This is a genomic window from Dictyobacter aurantiacus (assembly GCF_003967515.1).
GTDB lineage: Bacteria > Chloroflexota > Ktedonobacteria > Ktedonobacterales > Ktedonobacteraceae > Dictyobacter > Dictyobacter aurantiacus.
Map to the genome: position 1 here is coordinate 3,664,007 of NZ_BIFQ01000001.1, position 19,863 is coordinate 3,683,869.

Below are 19,863 nucleotides of genomic sequence, written 5' to 3' on the forward strand. Positions count from 1 at the left end.
TGAGCTGAAAAAGGGCCTCGATTGGCGTTCTCCTGCAAGCTCAATTTTCAACGTTTGTACAAAGCCGAGCTCAGGTTTCGCGCCACCGGCGCTCAATTCATTAACAACGGGGCGTCCGCTACGCGGACGCCCGTGCGGGGATAATCATGTACCCTTGTAAGGCAGAGTTTGGAGAATGTGTAAAAATGTGGGCGATGTGACGTGACAGAGGTGGACGTTGTGATTGATGACTGATAGGCCTGCGGTTTTCTATCCGGCGTAAAAGATAGTAGCCATTTCATGTTCACAAAAGGAAAAGGTATCATCATGTCTGATGTTAAGTCCAGGCAAATAAAGGGTGAGGCGCCCATGAGTTCTCCCCGACAAGGTTTTTCAATGGGCCGGACGGTGTTGTTCTCTGCCGTGTGGGCCCTGGTCGCAGGCCTGGCCGCGAGTCTGTGCGCTACGCTGGTGATGGGCCTGCTGCGCTTGCTGGCGGGAATCCCGACGCCGGTTGAGATGTTCGGTGATTATGTTTTAAAGCATATTAGCGTTGCCCAGTTTATCGGACTACTGATAAGGTATGGTTCCAACGCGAAAACGGCTCCCCTGGGACAGGCGTTGCTGGCGATGATCGCGGTTGGGACCGCGCTGGGCTGTCTCTACGCGTTGCTGGTGTGGATCAGGCTGCCAACGCGTGGCTATCGGCCCGCCCGACGTGAGTGGCTGGTGGCACTGGCGTTCGCGCTGCTGATGACCCTGACCGGCGTTATCCTCTTCTGGAAAGAACTGCCCCAGAATTTTCTGGGCTGGCCATTTGAGATGGCACGCACCCTGAGCATTGTGGGGATGCTGTGTGATTTTGGCGTGTATGGCGCGGTGCTCTGCCTGGGATATCGAGCGCTGCTGCCTAAATACTCCGCCCCCAATGGTGATCGCGTGGTGGCGCGGCGACGTCAACTGCTGGCGCGTAGTGGTGTGGTGGCCCTGGGTGTCGGAGCCGGTCTGGGTACCTTCGGTTCCATTCAGAAATTACTGGACAACTATACCGCCTATGATGGCATGAAGACCTCTTTCCCCAACCACACCGACTATCCGATCACTCCCAATAATGATCATTATGTGGTGACGCAGAATCCGGTTGATCCCTCCATCGATATTAACCTCTGGCGCCTGGAGGTCGGAGGACTGGTCAATAAGCCGGGGACATACACGTATGAGGAGCTTCAAAAGCTACCCTCAACGGCGCGGGCGATCACCCTTGAGTGTATCGCCAATGGACCAGGGGGGCACCTGATGGGCAATGCGGTCTGGCATGGCGTGCCCCTGCGAACGCTGATCGAGCAGCAGGGTGGTACGCAGCCAGGGGCGAAGTATATCGCCTTCTATTGTGCCGACGGTTACAATACCAGCCTGCCACAGCAGGAGGTGCTGGAGGCCGATCCATTGCTGGCCTGGAACATGAATGGAGTAGATCTGCCCAAACGCCATGGCTATCCCCTGCGCGTCCTGATCCCTGGCCGCTATGGCGAGGAGAATCCCAAGTGGCTGACGCGCATCGAATTCGTCGGTGACTTCGTGCAGGGTCTCTATTCCAGCCAGGGATGGTACAACGGCGTCCTGCGCACGACGAGCCGCTTCAACCAGCCATTTGCGGGCAATGTGTTTCAGGTTGGTCAGCTTGTACCGATGGTGGGCATCGCCTTCGCGGGCAATCGTGGCATTCAGCGCGTCGAGGTCAGCGTTGATGGCGGCACGACCTGGAAAGAGGCGAAGCTTGATCCCGCGCTCTCAAAGGATAGCTGGGTCTTCTGGCGTATGGACTGGCGGCCCACCAGGGCTGGAACCTACACCCTGGCCGTACGGGCCACCGATGGTACCGGCGAGGTACAGACCGGCCGCAAGCAGAACACGGTCCCCAACGGTTCCACCGGCTACCACATCGTCACCGTCACCGTCGCATAGCTTCGGACCTCGCGTCCGATTATTCCTCTCCCCAATGGAAACGAAGGGGTACATGGTCATGTACCCCTTCATCGTTCCTCAAGCGGGAGCATAATCGGACGCGAGATCCGAACCTATGAGGGCGGCGTTATTGGGGGTCGAGGATCTGGCGGATCTGATGCAGGTCCTTTGCCGCGCTGACCAAATTGCTATGAATGGTGCGCTCGTCCTGCTTCAGCGTGGTATCGTTGGCTTTATATTCGTCGCGATCAGTATTATAGGCGACCGCCGTTAGTTTGGGCAGTGTGGACTGAGCATTGTCGATGACACCTTCAATCTTTGTCAGGTCACTTTTGTAATCAGTGAACAGTGGATTGAGTTTAGCTTTCTGGGCGTCCGAAGCTTTGTCAATGGCGTTTTCCAGGGTAGGCTTGAGATCAACCAGCTTGTCGCGCACACCAATCTCTACATCCAGGTGCAGGATGCGGTAGTCGCGTGGCAGCACCACAGCAAGGATGCGATGCTGATAGATGCTCTTGACATCCTCACGGGCCTCTTCGGCATTGGGGGCCGCGTCAAGCCTGGTTTTCAGGGTGGACATGATGGAGAGATGATTTTTTACATCAGTGGACAGGTCATTAGCCTGGGCATCCGTGATCTGCTTTTTGCCCAGAATAGTTTGAATCTTTGTATTTAAGGTATTCAAGTCGTTCTGGCGCGTCTGAATTTGCTGATCACCAAAGGTGATGACGCATCTGGTATCGTTGGCCGCGCATTTCGTGGTGGCAGCCTGGGCAACTGGCGCCTGCAAGAAGGTCAGACCCATGGTCGCCGCCATGCCGCCAATAACGAAGACGCGAGTGAGATTCTGCATGATGCTCTGTTTTATCAACATAATAATGTCCTTTCCTGTTCTTGTCTTATTGATTCTCATGAATATGGTGTGATAGTAAATGCATCGGTGGTCGAGAACTTGATTACGGCATCTGATCATTGTCTGAGCTGGACTGTGATGTGTTATTCACATCCTTCTGTGTGTTGTCTATGCTGTTGACGGCGTCCTGCACCTGCTGATCCACATCCTTGATTTTGGAGGTATTGTCATTTGATGCGGATGTACCTGCTGTGCTGTTGGTATTATTAGTGCTGGAGTTTGTGGTTGTAGTGGAGGCGCCAGTTGTACTGTTGCCGGCGCTGCTGCTACCACAGGCTGCCAGGGCAAGCACGCATATCAGCAACAGGCTGGCCATGACGATGGTAACATAAGTGCTATGTTTTTTTTTGCTATGGGTCATTGTAACTCCTTATATATGTTATCAAGCATAATGTGTACTTGAATAGTTTCTGTGGCTATATTTTATTTTGCTCAGTACACATCTTTTTCTCTCAGGTGCTATAACCATATCTTAATGCTGAACTGTTAAGTTTTTCTCAAGCAAGGCTAAAGGTTTGCTCTATCTTTTTTGAGGGTTGGCAGAGGTTTAGGAATGGAGGGAGGATATATCAAACGAGAGAAAGAGATGCGCCCATGAGAGATGGGCGCGTAATCGGATGCGAGCTCCGAAGCTATGGGGTGTACGGTTCGATGGTGGTGACGTCGATAGACGTGTCGGAGGCGGGCTGATGCTTGCGCCTGCGCTGCAGTTCGCGCCACAGTCCGGCGAACTGCTCTTTTTTGCCTAGCACACGAACCTCCAGGCCGGTCTTTTTGTCGGTGGCGTTCGATGCGAGCCAGACCACGCGTTCGGCCGGAACGGCAGGTGGATTGCCCCAGAGGCGGATGATGGTGCTGAGGGCACTCAGCTTTTTCTCGTACCCCTGTATGGCATCCACGTGCCGCAGCAGGTGGGTATCGACCAGTCCAGGGTTGAAGGCGTGCACCTTGATGCTGGTATTTTTATACTCTTTGGCCAGGGCCAGCGTGAAGCTGCGCACCCAGGTCTTGCTGGAGGCGTAGGCGTTCTGAAAGGCGACTGGACCCGTATCACCGCGTCCCATCAGGTTGATCAGTTTCCCTCGTCCACCCTGGGCGAGGAAGCGCTGGATGGCTACGATCGAGCCATGATAGGTGCCGAGAATATTGGTCTGGACGACGCGTTCAAAGTCGTTCGGGGGAATCGAGGCCGTGGGACCATAGATGCCTGCCATGCCAGCGTTGTTGATCCAGATGTCGATCCGGCCGAAGGTGGCGACCGCGTGTTCGGCCAGCGCCTTCACCTGTTCCAGATCCCCCACATCGGTGGCCAGTCCGCTTACACGGGCACCAGAGAACTGCTGAACCGTCTGGATGGCCTCATCCACCGACTCCTGTGAGCGTGCGGCCAGCACCACGCTGGCGCCCTCGCGTACAAAAGCCTGCGCGATGCCTAATCCCAGCCCCCGACTGCTACCTGTAATCACGGCTACCTTTCCACTCAAAACCCTCATTATATCTGCTCCTATCTATGTGATGTCTCTATTATGTTGCCAGTGTTACTTAACGGTTGTGATCTGCTGCGACTGCGGTGGCAGTTTAGAGGCTGGTCGCAACCAGGCATAGATCTGCACCCCCAGGGCGAACAGCAGGGCCAGCACGATCACCGATGGATAATCGATCAGCGGGATGGCGACGACCTCCCAGATGTGCCCGAAGCCGCGTACGCTGTAGACGCCCAGGACCGCCAGGACGTAGGCGGCGATGATGCTCCAGCGCATCCATGCCTTCAGTCCCAGGCCATACATCTGGGTGACCACGAAGATGGCGCCGAAGCCAAAGAAGAACATCGGCCACAGGCTATTGCCGTTCTGGATCGCTACCAGCGTGCCATGCGCCAGCACCAGGATCTCCTGGGTGAACATCCAGTAGCGATTGACGTGGACGCGCGTAAAGAAGAGGCTTCCCTGCAGTAGGATCATAAACATATAGAAGAAGCCGATCAGGTGGCCCGGCGTATTCTCCATGGGATGATACCAGAAGGTGTAGACGGCCGCCCAGGAGAAGAAGTAGGGATGGAATTTGCGGGCGGCATAGAGGACGCGACGCGATATGGGCAGGCGCTGTCCAAAGAAGATGCCCCGCCGATTGTTGTCCATCAGCAGTACCCAGATGAGAAGGACGATGACCGAGCCCTGTGAGCTAAATATCGAGACGTCCTGGGCCAGGCCATCATACCAGAGCTGCGTCTGCACAAAGTGCAGCAGGATAAAGAAGACGTTGGCGCCCAGCGTGATCAGGTTGATGCGGTGGAGCCCCGTGGTGTACTTCTTGACATGAGTCTGGGCGTACCAGATCAGTCCCCACAGCACGACCTGGTGGAGCGCATAAAAGAGCCACGCGGTCAGGTGGGTGATCAGCGTCGGATCGGCCAGCTTCCAGTAATACCAGGAAGCATCTCCGGCTGGTTTGGGGAGATGGGGGAAGCCCTTGAGCCAGTCTCCGGTGAACCAGATCACGGCGGTAAAGAGCACGCTGAAGGCGATGCCAAGATAGAGCGCGAGCAGATCGCGCCTGGAGGCGGCCGGCTTCCCCGTGGCGGCCGCTGTTTCATTCAATGTAGACATGCGCATACTCCGATAAGGCTAGTGTTGCAAGCGTTCTGATAGCATAATCTGGTCAGTCAGGTCGTGAGCCCATGTAGCACAAAGTCGATTACGACATCTACGAGCTCGTCCTTGTTGCCGGTAAGATAGTTGGCGGGCAGATTTTCGATGCCCTCTATCAGCGAGAGGAACATGCCCGCGTAGGTGACGCTGCGCCGGCGCTTCTCTGGATTGTTGACGAGCGCCTGCTGGATCGGTCTGGTCAGTGGCTGCAGTAGCGCATCGCGCACAATGACGCGCAGCGTATCGGCCGACTCCTCGCTGATGGCGGGCATATCCGATTGCATCATGCGTCCCAGGTGCATGTGTGGCTGTGTCAGCATCCAATGAGCGGCCGCGCTGAGTTGCTGCCTCCAATCGGCACCGGCGTCTCTCAGAACCTGCTCAAGCTGCGTCTGATAGCTACGCATGCGCCGCTCGACCACCGCCACGTACAGCTCCTCTTTCCCCCTGGGAAAATGATAGTAGAGCGAGGCGTGGCGCATACTCAGGGACGCCCCGATATCGCGTAGCGAAACTGCCTGATAGCCATGGGTGGCGAACAGCTGATCAGCCACCTCTAATACCCGCTCGCGCGCCGCCACCTGGGCCGATTGCGGGCCGGATTTCTCAGATCTGTTAACGGCCAAACTCCTTGCTATACTGATCTTCTCCTACAATTCTACCTACCGGTTGGTAGGTAAATGTACTATACCTCGTGGTTGCATCTGCTGTCAAGAAGATCAGGTTGAGGTCTGGTTAAGATCACAAAAAATGATGCGGTAAATTCCTCCTATGATGGCAGCATGGCGAGCACAAAGATAGAAAGGATCCGATAGAATGCCTAAAGGGGAGCAGAAATGTTGTTTCTCCATTATTTGCACAGAAGGAGTACATATAATGTTGACGCGTTCAAAAGTGACGCTGGGTATCTTTGTAGTTACCGTGATCGTTCTGATCGTAGTAGCATTCTGGATGGGCCGCTCAATGAACCTCTCCGCCTCTACCTCCGCGCCCACCATGCCCCCCGCTACCAATAGTGGAAGTCCAGCCGCCACAGCCCCCGCGGCCAATGGTGGTGGCCCGGTAACACCATCCATCCTAACCGGTACCGTGCAACCTACCATCAGCGTCACCCCCCCGGTCATCACCAGCCCCCACAAATCGCATTGGTAAATAAATTCGGGGGGAATGCACGTATCAAAAACCGAACGCCCCTTAAAAAATGGAACGCATATGTAGGTGCGCCCCTTGCGGCTCCCGCCTCCGGCCTATTCGGCTCCTCGTAAACGACACCTCGCCCCGCGTGGGCCGGCGGAGATCCACGAGGAACGTGATCTCAGGGGTATGAAGGCCGCAAGCGGCCAAGCGCCCGCAAGGGGCGCACCTACTAGACGGCATAGGGGGTTCCATGCTATTATTGGTGGCAATTATACTGTGTGTATACCTGAAGAAGGGAGTTGTGCTGTATGGGCACCAACTTGTTTCAGTGGCTTTTTACCGATCCGGTTCAGGCAGGATCAAATGGGAATCTACCCGGGGCGGAGCCTTTCCATTTCTTGTGGCCATGGCTTATTTTTTGTCTGGCTGGCCTCTTAATCGCATTCTATTATTCCGTTGAGGGCCGCAAACGGTTCGTGAGGAATAAGCCCGTGCTCAAATATATGTTTGATCGCTATCTGGGCTGGTTCGCGGTTATTTGTTTTATCGGTTTGCCTTTGATTGGTGCGCGTGTATTGCTGGATGGCTACTTCTTTGCCTGGCGTTTCTGGCGCTATCTCTGGCTCCTGGCACTGGTCGTCTGGGCGGTTATGTGGGTTGTCTACCTGGTGCGTAAGTATCCTGCCGACAAGGCGAACTACGCGGCGTACCAGCGCAGACAGCAGTACATCCCAAAAAGCAACAAGCGCAAAGTACGTTCCGCGTCGCGCTAGCGCCGCTATTTTTTCGCGTTGGGTATGATGTCTGAACCTTGTGAAGCGTTATCAATCACAGGAATAATTCTCGCCGGCGGCCAAAGCTCACGTATGGGCCGTGATAAAGCTCTGTTGCCTGTTCCCGGCGAGCCTGCCCTAACGTTTGTGACCCATCTGGCCTGCCTGCTGGCTGACCATTGCCAGGAAACGCTGCTGGTCGCGCGTGACCAGTACCAGGCCCAGGCTTATCAGCCACATCTACCTTCTTCAATCCAGGTGTTTACCGACCAGGTTGCCAATGTTGGCCCTTTAATGGGACTCTACAGTGGCCTGAGCGCTATCCATACCTCGCACGCGCTGGTTGCGGCTGTCGACATGCCATTTCTGCAACCGGCGCTGCTCAATTTTCTGCTCTCGCAGGCCCGGTCCGACACGGTAACCATGCCACGCGTGGCCGGTCAGGAGCAGGTTTTGCTGGCCATCTACCCACGCGCCATCCTACCCTTGATCGAACAACGCCTGCGGGAGGGACGCCGTGATCCTCGTTCACTGCTGCAACTGGCTCACGTGCATCTGCTGGAAGAAGGGCAGCTGCGCGCAGTCGATCCCCAACTGCGCTCCTTCATCAATATCAACACCCCTGAAGAATTTTCGCGTTACCAACCATAAAGCCGGGGCAAGCCCAAGCCGGGGCAAGCCCGGCACCTACGACGATGATGATGGGGATGATGACAATGCCGATTTTTGGATGCGGCGCCAGCGTCGCTGTGCCATGGCTTTCAGATCTTCTTCGAAGCCGCGCAGGGTTAGCCATTCACGGGTGGCGCCGGTGACTACGATATCGGTGGCGCGTAGCTGGGATAGGTTGGCGGCTCCGCCCAGTTGCATGGCGACCTTCAGTTCGGAGATGATCCCCTCGATGACTTCGCAGACGCGCTCATAGCTTTCGCTGGCCGCTTTCAAAAAGGGAAATCCTATGCCGACCATGGTGGCGCCCAGCGCCAGGGCGCGCGCGGCATCCAGTCCGTTGCGTACGCCGCCGGTGGAGATCAATGGTAAGCGCGCGGTACTGGCCTCGACGACCGCGATGGGAGTTGGGATGCCCCAGTCACGGTAGAGCTGTCCAATATTCATGGTGCGCGCATCGCCCCGCGATTGTGAGCGGGCGGCTTCTATGGCCGACATGCTGCTGCCACCAGCCCCTCCGATGTCGATCGCCGAGACACCGCAGGAGCGCAGTAAGAGAGCCTGCTCCCGGCTGACGCCTGCCCCGGTCTCCTTGGAGATCACCGGCCGATCGATGTGCTGGACCAGCTGTTTGAGGGCCGCCGCCTCTCCCACGGCATTGCGATCCCCTTCGGGCTGGGCCGCCTCCTGCAGGCTATTCATGTGAACCGCCAGGGCGTTGGCCTGGATCATTTCAATGGCGCGCCGCACCTGTTCCAGCGTGAATGGCGGATGGCCTGCTTGCTGAATCAGCTGGGGCGCGCCGATATTGGCGATCAGAAAGGCGTTGGGTGCGTTCTCGCGCGTAATCGTATAGCTAGCCGCCAGTTCGGGATTCAGGATGGCGGCGCGCTGGCTGCCCACGCCTAGGGCCAATCCATAGTGTTCGGCGGCGCGGGCCAGGTTGCGATTAATATTAATCACATCGGGATGTCCACCGGTGAGCGAAGACATAAAGATGGGATAACGGAGGGTGTGGCCTAGAAAGCTGGTGGTCAGGTCGACCTGGTCCAGGTCGACCTCTGGCAGAGCCTGGTGTACAAACTGGATATCGCTCCAGTTGGCTCGCTGTGGGGCTGAGACATCGCGTTCGAGCGCGATGTTGACATGCTCTATCTTTCGCTGTTTAACTTCGTCCGCCATAAATGATAACGGTCCTTTCTCAATCTCTATTAGTGTGACGACCGCCAGCTGAACATAAGGTACATTTGTGTATACGTATGAGAGCTACGTTCCTTGTGGCTGAATGGAAGGACGAAGTGCTGCCGCGCATGCGCGGCAGCACTGATTTTTATTGGTGCACCAGGGGCGCATTCGCGCCCCTGGTGCACCAATAAAACAGACTGACGCTGAAGCTTGCGCTCCTGGGTGAGCAGAAGCGCATTTGTAGTGGTGCACCAACACAAAAACAGACTGACGCTGAAGCTTGCGCTCCTGGGTGAGCAGAAGCGCATTTGTAGTGGTGCACCAACACAAAAACAGACTGACGCTGAAGCTTGCGCTCCTGGGTGAGCAGAAGCGCATTTGTAGTGGTGCGCCAACATAAAAACAGACTGACGTTTACGGAAAAGAGCGTATCAGGACAGGCCGATACGCTTGAAGGAAGTATCTACATATTTGGTGTAGTAGTCGGTGTTGGTGAGCTCGTTCAGTTCCTCGCGGCTCAGGTAGCCCGCGACCTCGGGATCTTCGCTGAGCGCCTCGACGAGGGCTGCGCCCGTGATGGCTCCATGGCTGGTCATGGCCCATACCTTCTTGGCGTTGCGCTGCACCATCTTGTACGCCTCCTGGCGTCCTACGCCCTTGTCGATCAGGGCCAGCAGGATGCGCTGTGAGAAGACCAGGCCACCAGTCATGTTGAGATTGGTCAGCATGCGCTCGGCGTCCACCTGCAGTCCGCTGATCACATTGGTGAAGATGTGCAGCATATAGTCCAGCAAGGTGCAGGCATCGGGAATGATGATGCGCTCGGTGGAGGAATGGCTGATGTCGCGCTCATGCCAGAGGGCCACGTTCTCCATGGCGGTCACAGCATAGCCGCGCAGCAGGCGGGCCAGGCCACAGATGCGCTCGCACAGCTCGGGATTGCGTTTATGAGGCATAGCGGATGATCCCTGCTGACCCGAGCCAAAGGGCTCAAAGGCCTCGCTCAACTCGGTGCGCTGCAGGTGGCGGATCTCCTGGGCCATCTTCTCCAGAGAGCTGCCGATGAGGGCCAACGTCGTCATAAAGTGGGCATGTCGATCACGCTGCACAATCTGATTCGAGATCGGAGCCACTCCCAGCCCCATCTGGGCGCAGACATACTCCTCGATCTGTGGTGGGACCGAGGCATGGGTACCGACCGGACCCGAGATCTTGCCAACCGTTACCTGCTCGATGGCGGCGGCCAGCCGTGTCTGATGGCGGCGCAGCTCATCGACCCACAGAGCCAGCTTCAGACCGAAGGTCATCGGCTCCGCGTGGATGCCGTGGGAGCGGCCCGTAATCAACGTATACTTATGTTCAACGGCCGCCTTCGCCACCGCGTCCGTCAGACCCTGCAGCCCCCTCGTCAGGATAGCTCCCGCCTCCTTCAACTGAGCGGCCAGGCCCGTATCCAGCACATCCGAAGAGGTCATACCCAGGTGGATAAAGCGCCCCTCAGGTCCCAATTGCTCTTGAATCGAACGCAGGAACGAAATCACATCATGATGCGTCTCCTGCTCAATCTCCTGCATGCGCTGCGCATTATACTGAGCCCTACGAATCTTCTCAATGGCATCCTGTGGAATGACCCCTTCACGGGCCCAGCCCTCGCAGGCCAGCAACTCCACCTGCAGCCACTTATCCGTCTTATGTTTAGCTGACCAGATCGCAGCCATCTCTGGTCTTGAATAACGTTCGATCATAAAATAATAGTTTCCCCTGTATGCTAACATCGAAGCGAATCGGCTGACTCCCGCGCACAACGACGCCTCCGCACACTCATTAATAAAAACAAGCATGCACTTATGCCTCGAATGGGTGGGATATCAGTACCATGTCCTGCTGTAGTTTACCACAGATTGAACCATCCATCATCGCCCCTTCTTTTTCATATATTCTACACCCGGGCATAAACCGAGAAAGAAATGTGTTCTATATAATAGAAAGAAACAAAGTGGGAAATGGGGTTCAGGGGCAACGCCCCCGGCCCCCACACCCGCCCTTCGGGCGGGAGGGGAGAGGGAGGTGGGGGCACAGCCCCCACGCCCCCAGTCAAGGGGCTGCCGCCCCTTGCATCCCCGCTTTACAAGGAGAAGCGGGGTTCCAGGGGCCGGTGAGGCTCCCTGGCGGAGGAATGGGGGTGCCCCCCGAGCTTCCTTTTCTTTTATCCGCCGCAGGTGCAAAGCAGGAAGAGCGGGGTTCCAGGGGGCCGGGGAGGCCTCATGGCGGGGTAATGGGGGCGTCCCCCAACCGCCTTTCTCTTCTCCACCGCCGCAGGTGCAAAGCAGGAAGAGCGGGGTTCCAGGAGGCCGGTGAGGCTCCCTGGCGGGGGATCGGGGGTGTCCCCCGAACGCCTTTTTCCCTCTTTTCCGCCGCCGCAAGCGGCAAAGAAGAGAAGGGAAAGCGGGGGTCCAGGGGGCCGGTGAGGCCCCATGGCGGGGGATCGGGGGTGTCCCCCGAACGCCTTTTCTCCCTTTTCCGCCGCCGCAGGCGGCAAAAAACAAGGAAAAGCCAGCCTGGCGAATAGGACATCTTGACGAAGATGACCCTTGCATGTACAATCATGCTTGCATTGCTATGAGCTTTTTGAAGGGTGTACGCAGTGAGGGAGGCAGTGGAACTTCAAAAAGGGCCTTCCAAGCAACGAAAACCATAAGTGTTAAAATCCAGGAGATACAATGAAACCAGGAATTCATCCTAACTATGTTGAATCCACAGTGCAGTGCGCCTGTGGCAACAGCTTCAAGACAATGAGTACAAAGCCTGTACTGAAGGTTGACGTGTGCTCGAAGTGCCATCCATTCTTTACCGGTCAGCAGCGCATCCTTGACTCGGCTGGTCGTGTTGAGCGCTTCCGCAGACGCTTTAACCTGAGTGATGAGTAATTCTTTAGCAGGTTGTAGTCGTATAGGGATAAAGGCATGTTTCCATTCGCCTTTATCCCTATTTCACTATGAGTACCTGTTAGCTAACCTGTAGGGGGGTGAGTCAACTGAGTGATACAACACAAAGAACCATTCTTTTCCTGATCGCCGATACGGGCGCCGGCCACCGTAGCGCGGCCAATGCCATCAGTAACGCGATTCGGCTGATCTCACAACGCGAGCAAGAAGAGTGGAACGCACAAAAGCCAGTGGCAGTGCATGCATCCAGTGCCACTCCACAGCGGTCCCCGGTCTCAACCGCCGAGAAGGAGCTACCCCCTCCAACTTATCGTATCGAGATTGTCGATGTGTTTGAGGAATATAGTCGTTTCCCGTTGCGTGAGGCGGTGAAGCTCTACGGACCAACCATTCGCTACAATCCCAAATTGTTTGGAGAGGTCTTCCATCGCAGTAACCGCGAAGGTACCGTGATGGCGATGACATCTCTGGCCACGCCACTTATTTTTAACGGCCTGCTGAAGCTGTTCACGACCATTCAACCCGATGTGGTCGTTTCCATTCATCCCATCATCAACTTTGTCACGATTCGCGCCTTGAAACAGCTCGGCTTGCAGATCCCCTTTATCACGGTCGTGACTGACTTGATTAGTGTGCATTTCTCATGGTTTGCGCCAGGCGCCGATGCCTATATCGTACCAACGGAGCAGGCAAAGCAGTTGTACTTAAAGCGCAAACTGGATCCCGAACGCGTGCATATGTTGGGAATGCCAATCGATCCCAAGTATACGCGCGAGGTGGCCTCAAAGGAAGACTTACGAAAGAAATTTGGCCTGGCGCAGGATCTGCCTGTGGTCTTGCTGGTGGGTGGCGGCGATGGTGCCGGCGGCCTGCACGCGGCGGTCCGCGCGATCTCACAGGCCCGTCTGCCCGTACAGCTATTGGTCGTCACGGGTCGCAACAAAAAGCTTTATGCCCAGCTACAGAGGACGCGGTCGCGTCTGCACGTGTCGGCCCACATCTTTGGCTTCGTCAATAACATGCCTGAGCTGATGCATGCCTCGGATGTCATTATCACCAAGGCCGGCCCCGGCACCATCTGCGAAGCCCTGGCCTGCGATCTCCCCATCATCCTCAGCGGATACGTTCCGGGACAGGAGGAAGGCAACATCGATTATGTGGTGCATAACGATGTCGGCGTGCTAGCCCTGGATTCGCGTACCCTGACCGATGAGCTGCGGCGCCTGATCAAGCCTGGCTCGCCCGAACTGCGGCGCAGGCTGGCCAACGCGCGCAAACTTAGCCGGCCCGCCTCTTCATTCGCGATCGGAGAGGAGATCCTTAGTTTCCTGCCCGAGCGCGGCCAGCCCGGGGTCTGGCAGAGACAGGATGGCCAACCCGTTCACTATCGGATGTCCGGTCGCATTCAATCGGCGATCCGTATTCGTCGCTTACACAGTCACCTGCCGAAGACCATTGCGAAAAGCTCTGTGATACGTCGCTTCTCAAAGACTCAGGATATATCGAGTGAGATGCCCGAGCAGACGAAGCGGCTATCGCGTCGTAATATAAAAGATCGGATCTAAGGAAGCGAAAGGATTTCCTGCATGGCAAAATTTTATTACGGTGGTCAGGCGGTAATGGAGGGTGTCATGATGCGCGGCCGCAACACAGTTGCGGTCGCGGTCAGACGTCCTGAGGGCGACATCTATGTGCACGAAGAGGCACTGACGCCCAAAATCTATCAAAATAAGTATTTACGTCTGCCATTCTTGCGTGGTATGGTGCTGCTATGGGAGATGCTGGTGCTGGGTACACGCATGATGACGCTCTCGGCCAACATCGCCACTGGCGCCGTTGATCCCAATGCCACGCCTGTGGCGGGGGAAAGCTCCGAAGCGGGGGCAAGCCCCGCACCTACGATGGGAGGGCCGGAGCCGGTGACGGGTGGGGCATCGATGATTTTGCCGTTGATCGTTTCATTGACCTTTGCCATTGCGATCTTTTTCGTGGGCCCGCTGTTGTTGACGAGCCTGTTGCGCGGTCAGATCGGGGATGGCTGGCTGAATCTGACGCTGGAGGGCGTGATACGCCTGTTGCTGCTGATCGGCTATCTCTATCTTATCGGTCGCGTTCCGGATATTCAGCGCGTCTTTGGCTATCATGGTGCTGAGCATAAAGCAATCAACGCCATGGAGCATGGGGATGCTCTGACGGTCGAGAATGTGCGCCGTGCCTCGCGGGTGCATACGCGCTGTGGCACCGGCTTTATGCTGCTGGTCATGGTGGTCTCGATCGTTGTCTTTGCCTTTATCGGCTCACCATCGCTGTTGATCAAGATTGTCTCGCGCATCGTGCTGGTGCCGGTGGTGGCGGGGATCGCTTATGAGTTGATGCGGCTGGGCGCCGCCAACTATCGCTATCGTGTTGTGCGCTGGCTGCTGGCCCCGGGACTGGCCCTGCAGGGTCTGACTACGCGGGAACCTGATGATAGCATGATTGAATGCTCGATTGCATCGTTACAGCGCGTACTGGCACGAGATACGGAGAAGCAGATAGTGGAGAAGGATAAGCCAGTCGTGCCGTCTGATCTGGTTACAAACGTCTAGAGTGTGTCTGACTCTCATAATCATCGCCGTGGCCTGCATGCGTTTTCGCACCTACGGTGCTCAGAAATATATTAAGTGTTGGTGCATGGGAGGCGCATCCGCGCCTCCCATGCACCAACACTTAAAAGAGTGTGGTTGCGTAGCGGCCTGCATGAGTCCGTTGTGTATTGGTGCATGGGTGCGCATTCGCGCCTCTTATGCACCAACACTTAAAAGAGTGCGGCTGCGTAGCGGCCTGTATGAGGTTTCGCACCGGCGGTGCCCATGAGTCCGGTGTGTATTGGTGCATGGGTGCGCAATGCGCACCCATGCACCAATACACAAAACCAGTGCGGCCGCGTAGCGGACGCGCGTGCGGGGGCGCGCACGTGCCCCCAGCATGACGGAGGTCAGACACATGTTGAGTGTTGCACACGGTATCAGGCCAGGTATAGAAGAGGAAAATATTAGGAATGCCAGATTCAGTAACGCCTCCTCCAACTGAGGAAAATAACCTGGGAGGGACCCCTCCTCCTTCTGCGGCGGCGGAGGCCCCGCAGATCAAATTTTCGTTTATGCGTTGGGCTACCACCGGCGTGGTGCGTTTGCTCTATCGCTGGTGGACCCGTATCGCGGCCCGTCTGTTCCCGGAGAATTCGAAGGGCGAGCAGATCGCGCGTTCATTGCACATCCCGCTGCCTGATACATTAAATATGAGCTGGGTTACCGAGCACCTGGCCGTTGGTGGACGCATTCGTCCTGTGGATATCCCGGTGTTGGGCAGGGCCGGAATCACCCATGTGGTGGATACCCGTTCGGAGTATAGCGACGACAGAGATGCGCTGGCCCGTGAGAATATTACCCTGCTCTACCTGCCCACGCCCGATACCTATCCGCTCTCGGTTGAGCAGTTGTCAGAAGGGGCCGCCTGGGTCAATCAGGCTATCAGCCAGGGCGGTCGTGTGCTCATCCACTGTGAGCACGGGGTCGGCCGTAGCGTGCTCTTAACCTGTGCCAGCCTGGTGCACGGCGGCATGCATGCCAGCGACGCGCTTGAACTGGTCAAAGAGAAGCGCTGGCAGGCCGGGCCGAATCATCGGCAGGTCGCCCGCCTGCGTGAGTTTGAGTCTGCCTCCCGTCTTCAGCGCAGCAATGCGTAACGCTCAATGGCTACTGCCACCCCATCCTCCAGATTGGTGGCAGTAACCGCGTTGGCGCTAGCCTTAACCGCCTCCGGCGCCTGCCCCATCGCTACTCCCCAGCCCGCCGCCTCGATCATCTCCCGATCGTTATGGTTATCTCCAATGGCCATCACCTGCGTCATCGGGATGCCCAGATGCTGCGCCAGGAGCGCGATTCCGGTCGCCTTTGAGCATGAATGCTGCATCACCGTCAGCTCGGCGCAGCCATAGTTGCCGCGCTCAATGGTGTTCCAGGAGCAGGGGAGCTGCGCGATGTCGGGCGCGACGCGTACGATAGCCTCATGGCTGGCGAAGGAGACCACGCGAATGGGATCGGGCTGGCCTGCGCAAAGGCTCTCGTGCGGCCGGCGTTTGACCCGTGGGAATTCACGCAGATAGCCTTCCAGGCCGAGATTATCAAACTCCGCGTGCCCGCTCCAGGTCTCCTCCACGCTGCCGGCGATATGATGGACGATAGGCTGGAGTCGATGGGCCACCAGGATATCCACGGTCTGCTGCGCCAGTTCGGCCGGCAGCAATTGTGTGTGGCGCACGATGGCTTCTGGATGATCGAGGATGAGCGCTCCGTCGCAGGTAATCAGAGGGATCTCGATGCCTAGCAGGTCGGCGAACTGCTTGCTGTTCTCATAGCGGCGGGCGGTGGCCAGCGTAACGACGATACCCGCTTCCTGCGCGGCTCGAATAGTGGCCTGCGTGCGTGAGGTGATCTGCTTCTGTGGCGTCAGCAAGGTACCATCTATATCGATGGCAATCATTTTAACGACGTCTGTTTGTGTACTCGTAATCATTGTCGGCTCCAAGAGGCATTCAGGATATGAAAAGCGACGAGCTGATCCGCCCGTCGCACGTGCAGCGAAGTTGGTAAACTTATTATACACCATTCTATGTATTTTGAGCGGCCATGCCATGTCATGCTTGTGTAGAGGTAGTGATCCTCCGGGCGGCCTGCGCTGGTGGGACATATGAGTTTGGATGATAGACATTGCTCCTCTGGCTTTGATACAATGAAGGTATGCGTGAAGAGTTTTTTGAGAGCACACCGGGTAGGCAGCAGCCAGCGTCTGCCGTACCCTTAAATGAGCAGGATGCCTCCTCGTCGACCCCGGTCGCTCCTGATACGGGTGTTGTGCAAGCGATGAAGCACTCGTACTGGATGGATGCCACCGGCTATCCCCTGTTGCCCGATGAACAACCTGTGGGGACGGTTCGTGATAGCCTGTACGATTTAATACCGCTGGGATCACGAGAATTGAAACTGATCAATAGCGCCCCCTTCTTGCGCCTGCAGCAGGTGAAGCAGCTGGGATTTGTCTACCGGGTCTGGCCGGGCGCGACCCATTCGCGTTATGAGCACAGCCTGGGATGCTACCACCTGGCGGTGCGCGCGCTGCGTGCGTTGCTGTTGCGCGGCTCTGATGGTGGCCTGGATGGTATCTCGATCAGTAGCATCCAGACATTGATGGTGGCGGCCCTCCTGCATGATATCGGGCATTATCCCTTCTCCCACACTATTGAGGACCTGGGCTTCCCGATTGTGCAGCATGAGAAGGTGGGGCGCTCGATTATTGAGAAGAGCGAGATCGCGACTATTCTGGAGCGCGACTATCGGCTCTCACCTGAACGCGTGGCCGACTTCATCGATCCTCCTAAATCCAAATCTTTGCCGCAGGACGATGAACTGCTGAGCCACCTGTTGAGCGGGGCGCTGGACATTGATAAGCTGGATTATCTCCCCCGCGACGCGCGTGCTTGCAATGTCCCCTATGGGGGTGTGGATGTCTCTCGACTCTTGAGCGCGCTGCGTGTCCACCGTGATCCACACGGTGAGCGCTGCCTGGTGGTGACCCACAAAGGCATCAGTCCTTTGCACTCGCTGCTGCATGCCCGGCAGGAGATGTTCGACAATATCTACTGGCACCATACCAGCCGCTCGTTTCAGGCTATGCTGGTGCGCGCTGTCTACGATGCCCTGACAGCGCAGGCGCTCAACAGCGAGCGACTGGTCGGATTAACCGATGCCGCCCTGCTGACGTTGCTGGCCTCGGAGAAGATGCCCGAGAGCGCCCGCGCGCTGGCCGCCGACCTGGAGATGAGGCGTCCCTACCGCGTGGTACTTGAGGTCAGCCCGGCCGCTGGCAGCATGTTCAGGCGCCTGGAGGCTTTGTTCTGGGATGCCCATCGCCGACGAGCTATCGAACAGAGGATCGCCGCCGAGCTCACGACCCTGCTGGAACAGCCGGTGGCGGACTACGAGATTCTCTTCGAGATCCCGCGCCCCGAAAAGTGGGAGATGGACGTCTGGATCGCCTTCGACCATCCACCGGTCGGCATGAAGCCCTTGATGAAATGGGTTGAAGCGACTGGACTGCAGCCGGACGATCTTGCTCGCTATGAGCAGCACCAGCGCCGCATCCGCATTGTCACCGCCGAACGCCTCCGTCCACCCATTCACAACCTCGGCGAAGGCGCGCTTTTGGGTATTTTGGAACAACTCATTTGATGAAAAAATCGGACCTCACGTCCGATTTTTCACTTGCGCTTGCGTTGGTACATAAGGCGGAGGGATTTTTCGTGGAGGCGGCGAATGGGCGGGTAATCGGGCTCAAGACGCCGGGCGCGTTCGGAGACGGCCGCCGCCTCGCGATAGCGTTCAAGGCGATAGAGCGTATCGGCCTTGAGCCATAAGAAGCGCACATTCGATGTATCCAGGGCGATCAGGTGGTCCAGCGCCTCGCTGGCCTCGCTGAACTGTCCCAGGCCGCGTAGGCTGCGCGCATAGTTCTCCCAGGCCAGCACGTTATCAGGTAGGAGCAGTGTCAGCTGATGCGACAGGGCCTTGAGCTCTTCATACATCTCCAGGGAGCGGAAGGCCTGTATGCCCAGGGTGAGCGTCTTGAGGTCCTGTGGGCTCAGGGCCAGCGCGCTGCGCACCAGGGGCACAACCTCGCGCATGCGACCAATACGACACAGGATCTCGCCTTTCATCTGCAGGGCGAAGAGTTGCTGGGCATCGATCTCCAGGCTCCTGTCAAAAGCTTCTAGCGACTCGGCCAGCCGATTAAAGTTGAGCAAGGCTACCCCGTAGTTTGCCCAGGCGCGTGGATCTTCTGGCGCCTGTTCGATGGCTCGCTGAGCACTGCGTAGCGCCTCCGGAAACTTGCCCTGTATGAGCTGCAGGCCGCTACGGTTCACCCAGGCCAGTCCCAGGTTGGTATTGAGGAGCAGAGCCTGGTCATTGGCGACCGTCGCCTCAGAGATTCGCTCCAGTTTCTGGAGGGCGCGGGCCTTGTACGCCAGGGCCGGCGCGGAATTCGGCTCGAACTCAAGAATCGTTTGCGCGGTCTCATAGAGATGCTCGAAACGATTCAAGCCGTCAGTGACTGCCGCCATGCCCAGCAACGCATCGCTATCCTGTGGTTCGTCCAGCAAAATCTTCAAAAAGGCTTCGGCGGCCTTTGGCCAATCTCTGGCGGCCAGGTAGGTATGGGCCGATTGCCGTAGCTGTTGTTTCGCTCCCATAGGCCCTTGTTGTTCCCGATTGGTGATCGTGGCTGTATTTTGTGCAGGAAGGGAGGCTGTGCCCTGCTCCCTCTCCTGTAACGTGTGCTCATCCAATGTTTGGGCGCTCCATCTTCTGCTCGATTCGTGTCCCTATTATCTCATTATCGTCCGTGATGGGCAACCCCTTTGATATAGATTGGCTGAGTCGCTATAATAGAAGACAAGCATATCCTTCTTAAAGAGTATTGTGAGGGCCGCTACCTGTACGGGCCTGAGTTCCATACAAAATTTTTACAAATCTCTGAAAGATTTTTTATGGTCATACTATACAGTATAGACAAGAAAGTTTTCTTGCTATACCTCATTTGAGGTAAGATGT

At 56.8% G+C, this 19,863-nt stretch carries 18 protein-coding genes; 9 read left to right on the top strand and 9 right to left on the bottom strand.

The genetic code is table 11. The features are described 5' to 3' along the window. Window positions 1-306 precede the first annotated feature (306 nt). Entirely contained in the window at window positions 307-1,944 is a 1,638-nt protein-coding gene (locus tag KTT_RS14820; protein WP_160145880.1) for a molybdopterin-dependent oxidoreductase, read from the top strand. A gap of 127 nt (window positions 1,945-2,071) precedes the next feature. Here KTT_RS14820 and KTT_RS14825 read toward each other — a convergent pair whose 3' ends face one another. From KTT_RS14825 to KTT_RS14845, 5 genes are all read right to left on the bottom strand, one after another. Further along, entirely contained in the window at window positions 2,072-2,818 is a 747-nt protein-coding gene (locus KTT_RS14825) for a hypothetical protein (protein WP_126596711.1), read from the bottom strand. 82 nt (window positions 2,819-2,900) lie between these two features. Beyond that, window positions 2,901-3,218, bottom strand: coding sequence for a hypothetical protein (locus tag KTT_RS14830; protein WP_126596712.1), 318 nt, complete (start codon window positions 3,216-3,218; stop codon window positions 2,901-2,903). A gap of 271 nt (window positions 3,219-3,489) precedes the next feature. Continuing rightward, window positions 3,490-4,350: an SDR family NAD(P)-dependent oxidoreductase gene (locus tag KTT_RS14835; RefSeq protein WP_126596713.1), complete on the bottom strand. Its 861-nt coding sequence runs from the start codon at window positions 4,348-4,350 to the stop codon at window positions 3,490-3,492. 45 nt (window positions 4,351-4,395) lie between these two features. Then, window positions 4,396-5,463 carry a hypothetical protein gene (locus tag KTT_RS14840; protein WP_174844789.1) on the bottom strand — a complete coding sequence of 356 codons (1,068 nt, stop codon included), beginning with the start codon at window positions 5,461-5,463 and terminating at the stop codon, window positions 4,396-4,398. A gap of 56 nt (window positions 5,464-5,519) precedes the next feature. Beyond that, window positions 5,520-6,131: a TetR/AcrR family transcriptional regulator gene (locus tag KTT_RS14845; RefSeq protein WP_160145881.1), complete on the bottom strand. Its 612-nt coding sequence runs from the start codon at window positions 6,129-6,131 to the stop codon at window positions 5,520-5,522. A gap of 250 nt (window positions 6,132-6,381) precedes the next feature. Here KTT_RS14845 and KTT_RS14850 point away from each other — a divergent pair, with 250 nt between their 5' ends. The 3 genes from KTT_RS14850 to KTT_RS14860 all read left to right on the top strand — a co-directional run bounded on the left by KTT_RS14850 (window position 6,382) and on the right by KTT_RS14860 (window position 8,066). After that, on the top strand, window positions 6,382-6,657 hold the full coding sequence (locus tag KTT_RS14850) for a hypothetical protein (RefSeq protein WP_126596715.1): 276 nt from the start codon (window positions 6,382-6,384) through the stop codon (window positions 6,655-6,657). Between the two features lie 293 nt (window positions 6,658-6,950). After that, window positions 6,951-7,415, top strand: a complete 465-nt coding sequence (locus tag KTT_RS14855; RefSeq protein WP_126596716.1) for a UbiA prenyltransferase family protein — start codon at window positions 6,951-6,953, stop codon at window positions 7,413-7,415. Between the two features lie 27 nt (window positions 7,416-7,442). Next, complete coding sequence (locus KTT_RS14860) at window positions 7,443-8,066, top strand: molybdenum cofactor guanylyltransferase (protein WP_268904532.1); 624 nt, start codon at window positions 7,443-7,445, stop codon at window positions 8,064-8,066. A gap of 36 nt (window positions 8,067-8,102) precedes the next feature. On the opposite strand, the gene fni is transcribed toward KTT_RS14860, so the two are convergent. After that, entirely contained in the window at window positions 8,103-9,266 is a 1,164-nt protein-coding gene (fni, locus tag KTT_RS14865) for a type 2 isopentenyl-diphosphate Delta-isomerase (protein ID WP_126596718.1), read from the bottom strand. Window positions 9,267-9,700: 434 nt separating this feature from the next. Then, window positions 9,701-11,014 carry an adenylosuccinate lyase gene (gene purB / locus KTT_RS14870; RefSeq protein WP_126596719.1) on the bottom strand — a complete coding sequence of 438 codons (1,314 nt, stop codon included), beginning with the start codon at window positions 11,012-11,014 and terminating at the stop codon, window positions 9,701-9,703. 975 nt (window positions 11,015-11,989) lie between these two features. On the opposite strand from purB, the gene rpmE reads away from it, so the two are divergent. From rpmE to KTT_RS14890, 4 genes are all read left to right on the top strand, one after another. Further along, window positions 11,990-12,196: a 50S ribosomal protein L31 gene (rpmE, locus tag KTT_RS14875; protein WP_126596720.1), complete on the top strand. Its 207-nt coding sequence runs from the start codon at window positions 11,990-11,992 to the stop codon at window positions 12,194-12,196. A gap of 98 nt (window positions 12,197-12,294) precedes the next feature. Then, window positions 12,295-13,779 (top strand): MGDG synthase family glycosyltransferase, encoded by a 1,485-nt coding sequence (locus KTT_RS14880; RefSeq protein ID WP_235845727.1) that lies wholly within the window; start codon window positions 12,295-12,297, stop codon window positions 13,777-13,779. 21 nt (window positions 13,780-13,800) lie between these two features. After that, window positions 13,801-14,802 carry a DUF1385 domain-containing protein gene (locus KTT_RS14885; RefSeq protein WP_126596721.1) on the top strand — a complete coding sequence of 334 codons (1,002 nt, stop codon included), beginning with the start codon at window positions 13,801-13,803 and terminating at the stop codon, window positions 14,800-14,802. A gap of 452 nt (window positions 14,803-15,254) precedes the next feature. Further along, window positions 15,255-15,941, top strand: coding sequence for a protein-tyrosine phosphatase family protein (locus tag KTT_RS14890; RefSeq protein WP_126596722.1), 687 nt, complete (start codon window positions 15,255-15,257; stop codon window positions 15,939-15,941). Here KTT_RS14890 and KTT_RS14895 read toward each other — a convergent pair. Further along, window positions 15,923-16,771: a Cof-type HAD-IIB family hydrolase gene (locus KTT_RS14895; RefSeq protein WP_160145883.1), complete on the bottom strand. Its 849-nt coding sequence runs from the start codon at window positions 16,769-16,771 to the stop codon at window positions 15,923-15,925. The genes KTT_RS14890 and KTT_RS14895 overlap by 19 nt on opposite strands. 224 nt (window positions 16,772-16,995) lie before the next feature. Here KTT_RS14895 and KTT_RS14900 point away from each other — a divergent pair, with 224 nt between their 5' ends. After that, window positions 16,996-18,483 carry an HD domain-containing protein gene (locus KTT_RS14900; RefSeq protein ID WP_235845729.1) on the top strand — a complete coding sequence of 496 codons (1,488 nt, stop codon included), beginning with the start codon at window positions 16,996-16,998 and terminating at the stop codon, window positions 18,481-18,483. A 29-nt stretch (window positions 18,484-18,512) separates the two neighbouring features. Here KTT_RS14900 and KTT_RS14905 read toward each other — a convergent pair whose 3' ends face one another. After that, complete coding sequence (locus tag KTT_RS14905) at window positions 18,513-19,598, bottom strand: tetratricopeptide repeat protein (RefSeq protein ID WP_126596724.1); 1,086 nt, start codon at window positions 19,596-19,598, stop codon at window positions 18,513-18,515. Window positions 19,599-19,863 lie beyond the last annotated feature (265 nt).

Excerpts from the sequence above, each read along its gene's own strand:
- KTT_RS14840 (WP_174844789.1), bottom strand. The coding sequence starts at position 5,463 with ATGTCTACATTGAATGAAACAGCGGCCGCCACGGGGAAGCCGGCCGCC.
- KTT_RS14850 (WP_126596715.1), top strand. The coding sequence starts at position 6,382 with ATGTTGACGCGTTCAAAAGTGACGCTGGGTATCTTTGTAGTTACCGTG.
- KTT_RS14820 (WP_160145880.1), top strand. The coding sequence starts at position 307 with ATGTCTGATGTTAAGTCCAGGCAAATAAAGGGTGAGGCGCCCATGAGT.
- KTT_RS14890 (WP_126596722.1), top strand. The coding sequence starts at position 15,255 with ATGCCAGATTCAGTAACGCCTCCTCCAACTGAGGAAAATAACCTGGGA.
- KTT_RS14900 (WP_235845729.1), top strand. The coding sequence starts at position 16,996 with ATGCGTGAAGAGTTTTTTGAGAGCACACCGGGTAGGCAGCAGCCAGCG.
- KTT_RS14855 (WP_126596716.1), top strand. The coding sequence starts at position 6,951 with ATGGGCACCAACTTGTTTCAGTGGCTTTTTACCGATCCGGTTCAGGCA.
- KTT_RS14835 (WP_126596713.1), bottom strand. The coding sequence starts at position 4,350 with ATGAGGGTTTTGAGTGGAAAGGTAGCCGTGATTACAGGTAGCAGTCGG.
- rpmE (WP_126596720.1), top strand. The coding sequence starts at position 11,990 with ATGAAACCAGGAATTCATCCTAACTATGTTGAATCCACAGTGCAGTGC.
- KTT_RS14885 (WP_126596721.1), top strand. The coding sequence starts at position 13,801 with ATGGCAAAATTTTATTACGGTGGTCAGGCGGTAATGGAGGGTGTCATG.
- KTT_RS14825 (WP_126596711.1), bottom strand. The coding sequence starts at position 2,818 with ATGTTGATAAAACAGAGCATCATGCAGAATCTCACTCGCGTCTTCGTT.
- fni (WP_126596718.1), bottom strand. The coding sequence starts at position 9,266 with ATGGCGGACGAAGTTAAACAGCGAAAGATAGAGCATGTCAACATCGCG.
- KTT_RS14895 (WP_160145883.1), bottom strand. The coding sequence starts at position 16,771 with ATGATTACGAGTACACAAACAGACGTCGTTAAAATGATTGCCATCGAT.
- KTT_RS14860 (WP_268904532.1), top strand. The coding sequence starts at position 7,443 with ATGTCTGAACCTTGTGAAGCGTTATCAATCACAGGAATAATTCTCGCC.
- purB (WP_126596719.1), bottom strand. The coding sequence starts at position 11,014 with ATGATCGAACGTTATTCAAGACCAGAGATGGCTGCGATCTGGTCAGCT.
- KTT_RS14830 (WP_126596712.1), bottom strand. The coding sequence starts at position 3,218 with ATGACCCATAGCAAAAAAAAACATAGCACTTATGTTACCATCGTCATG.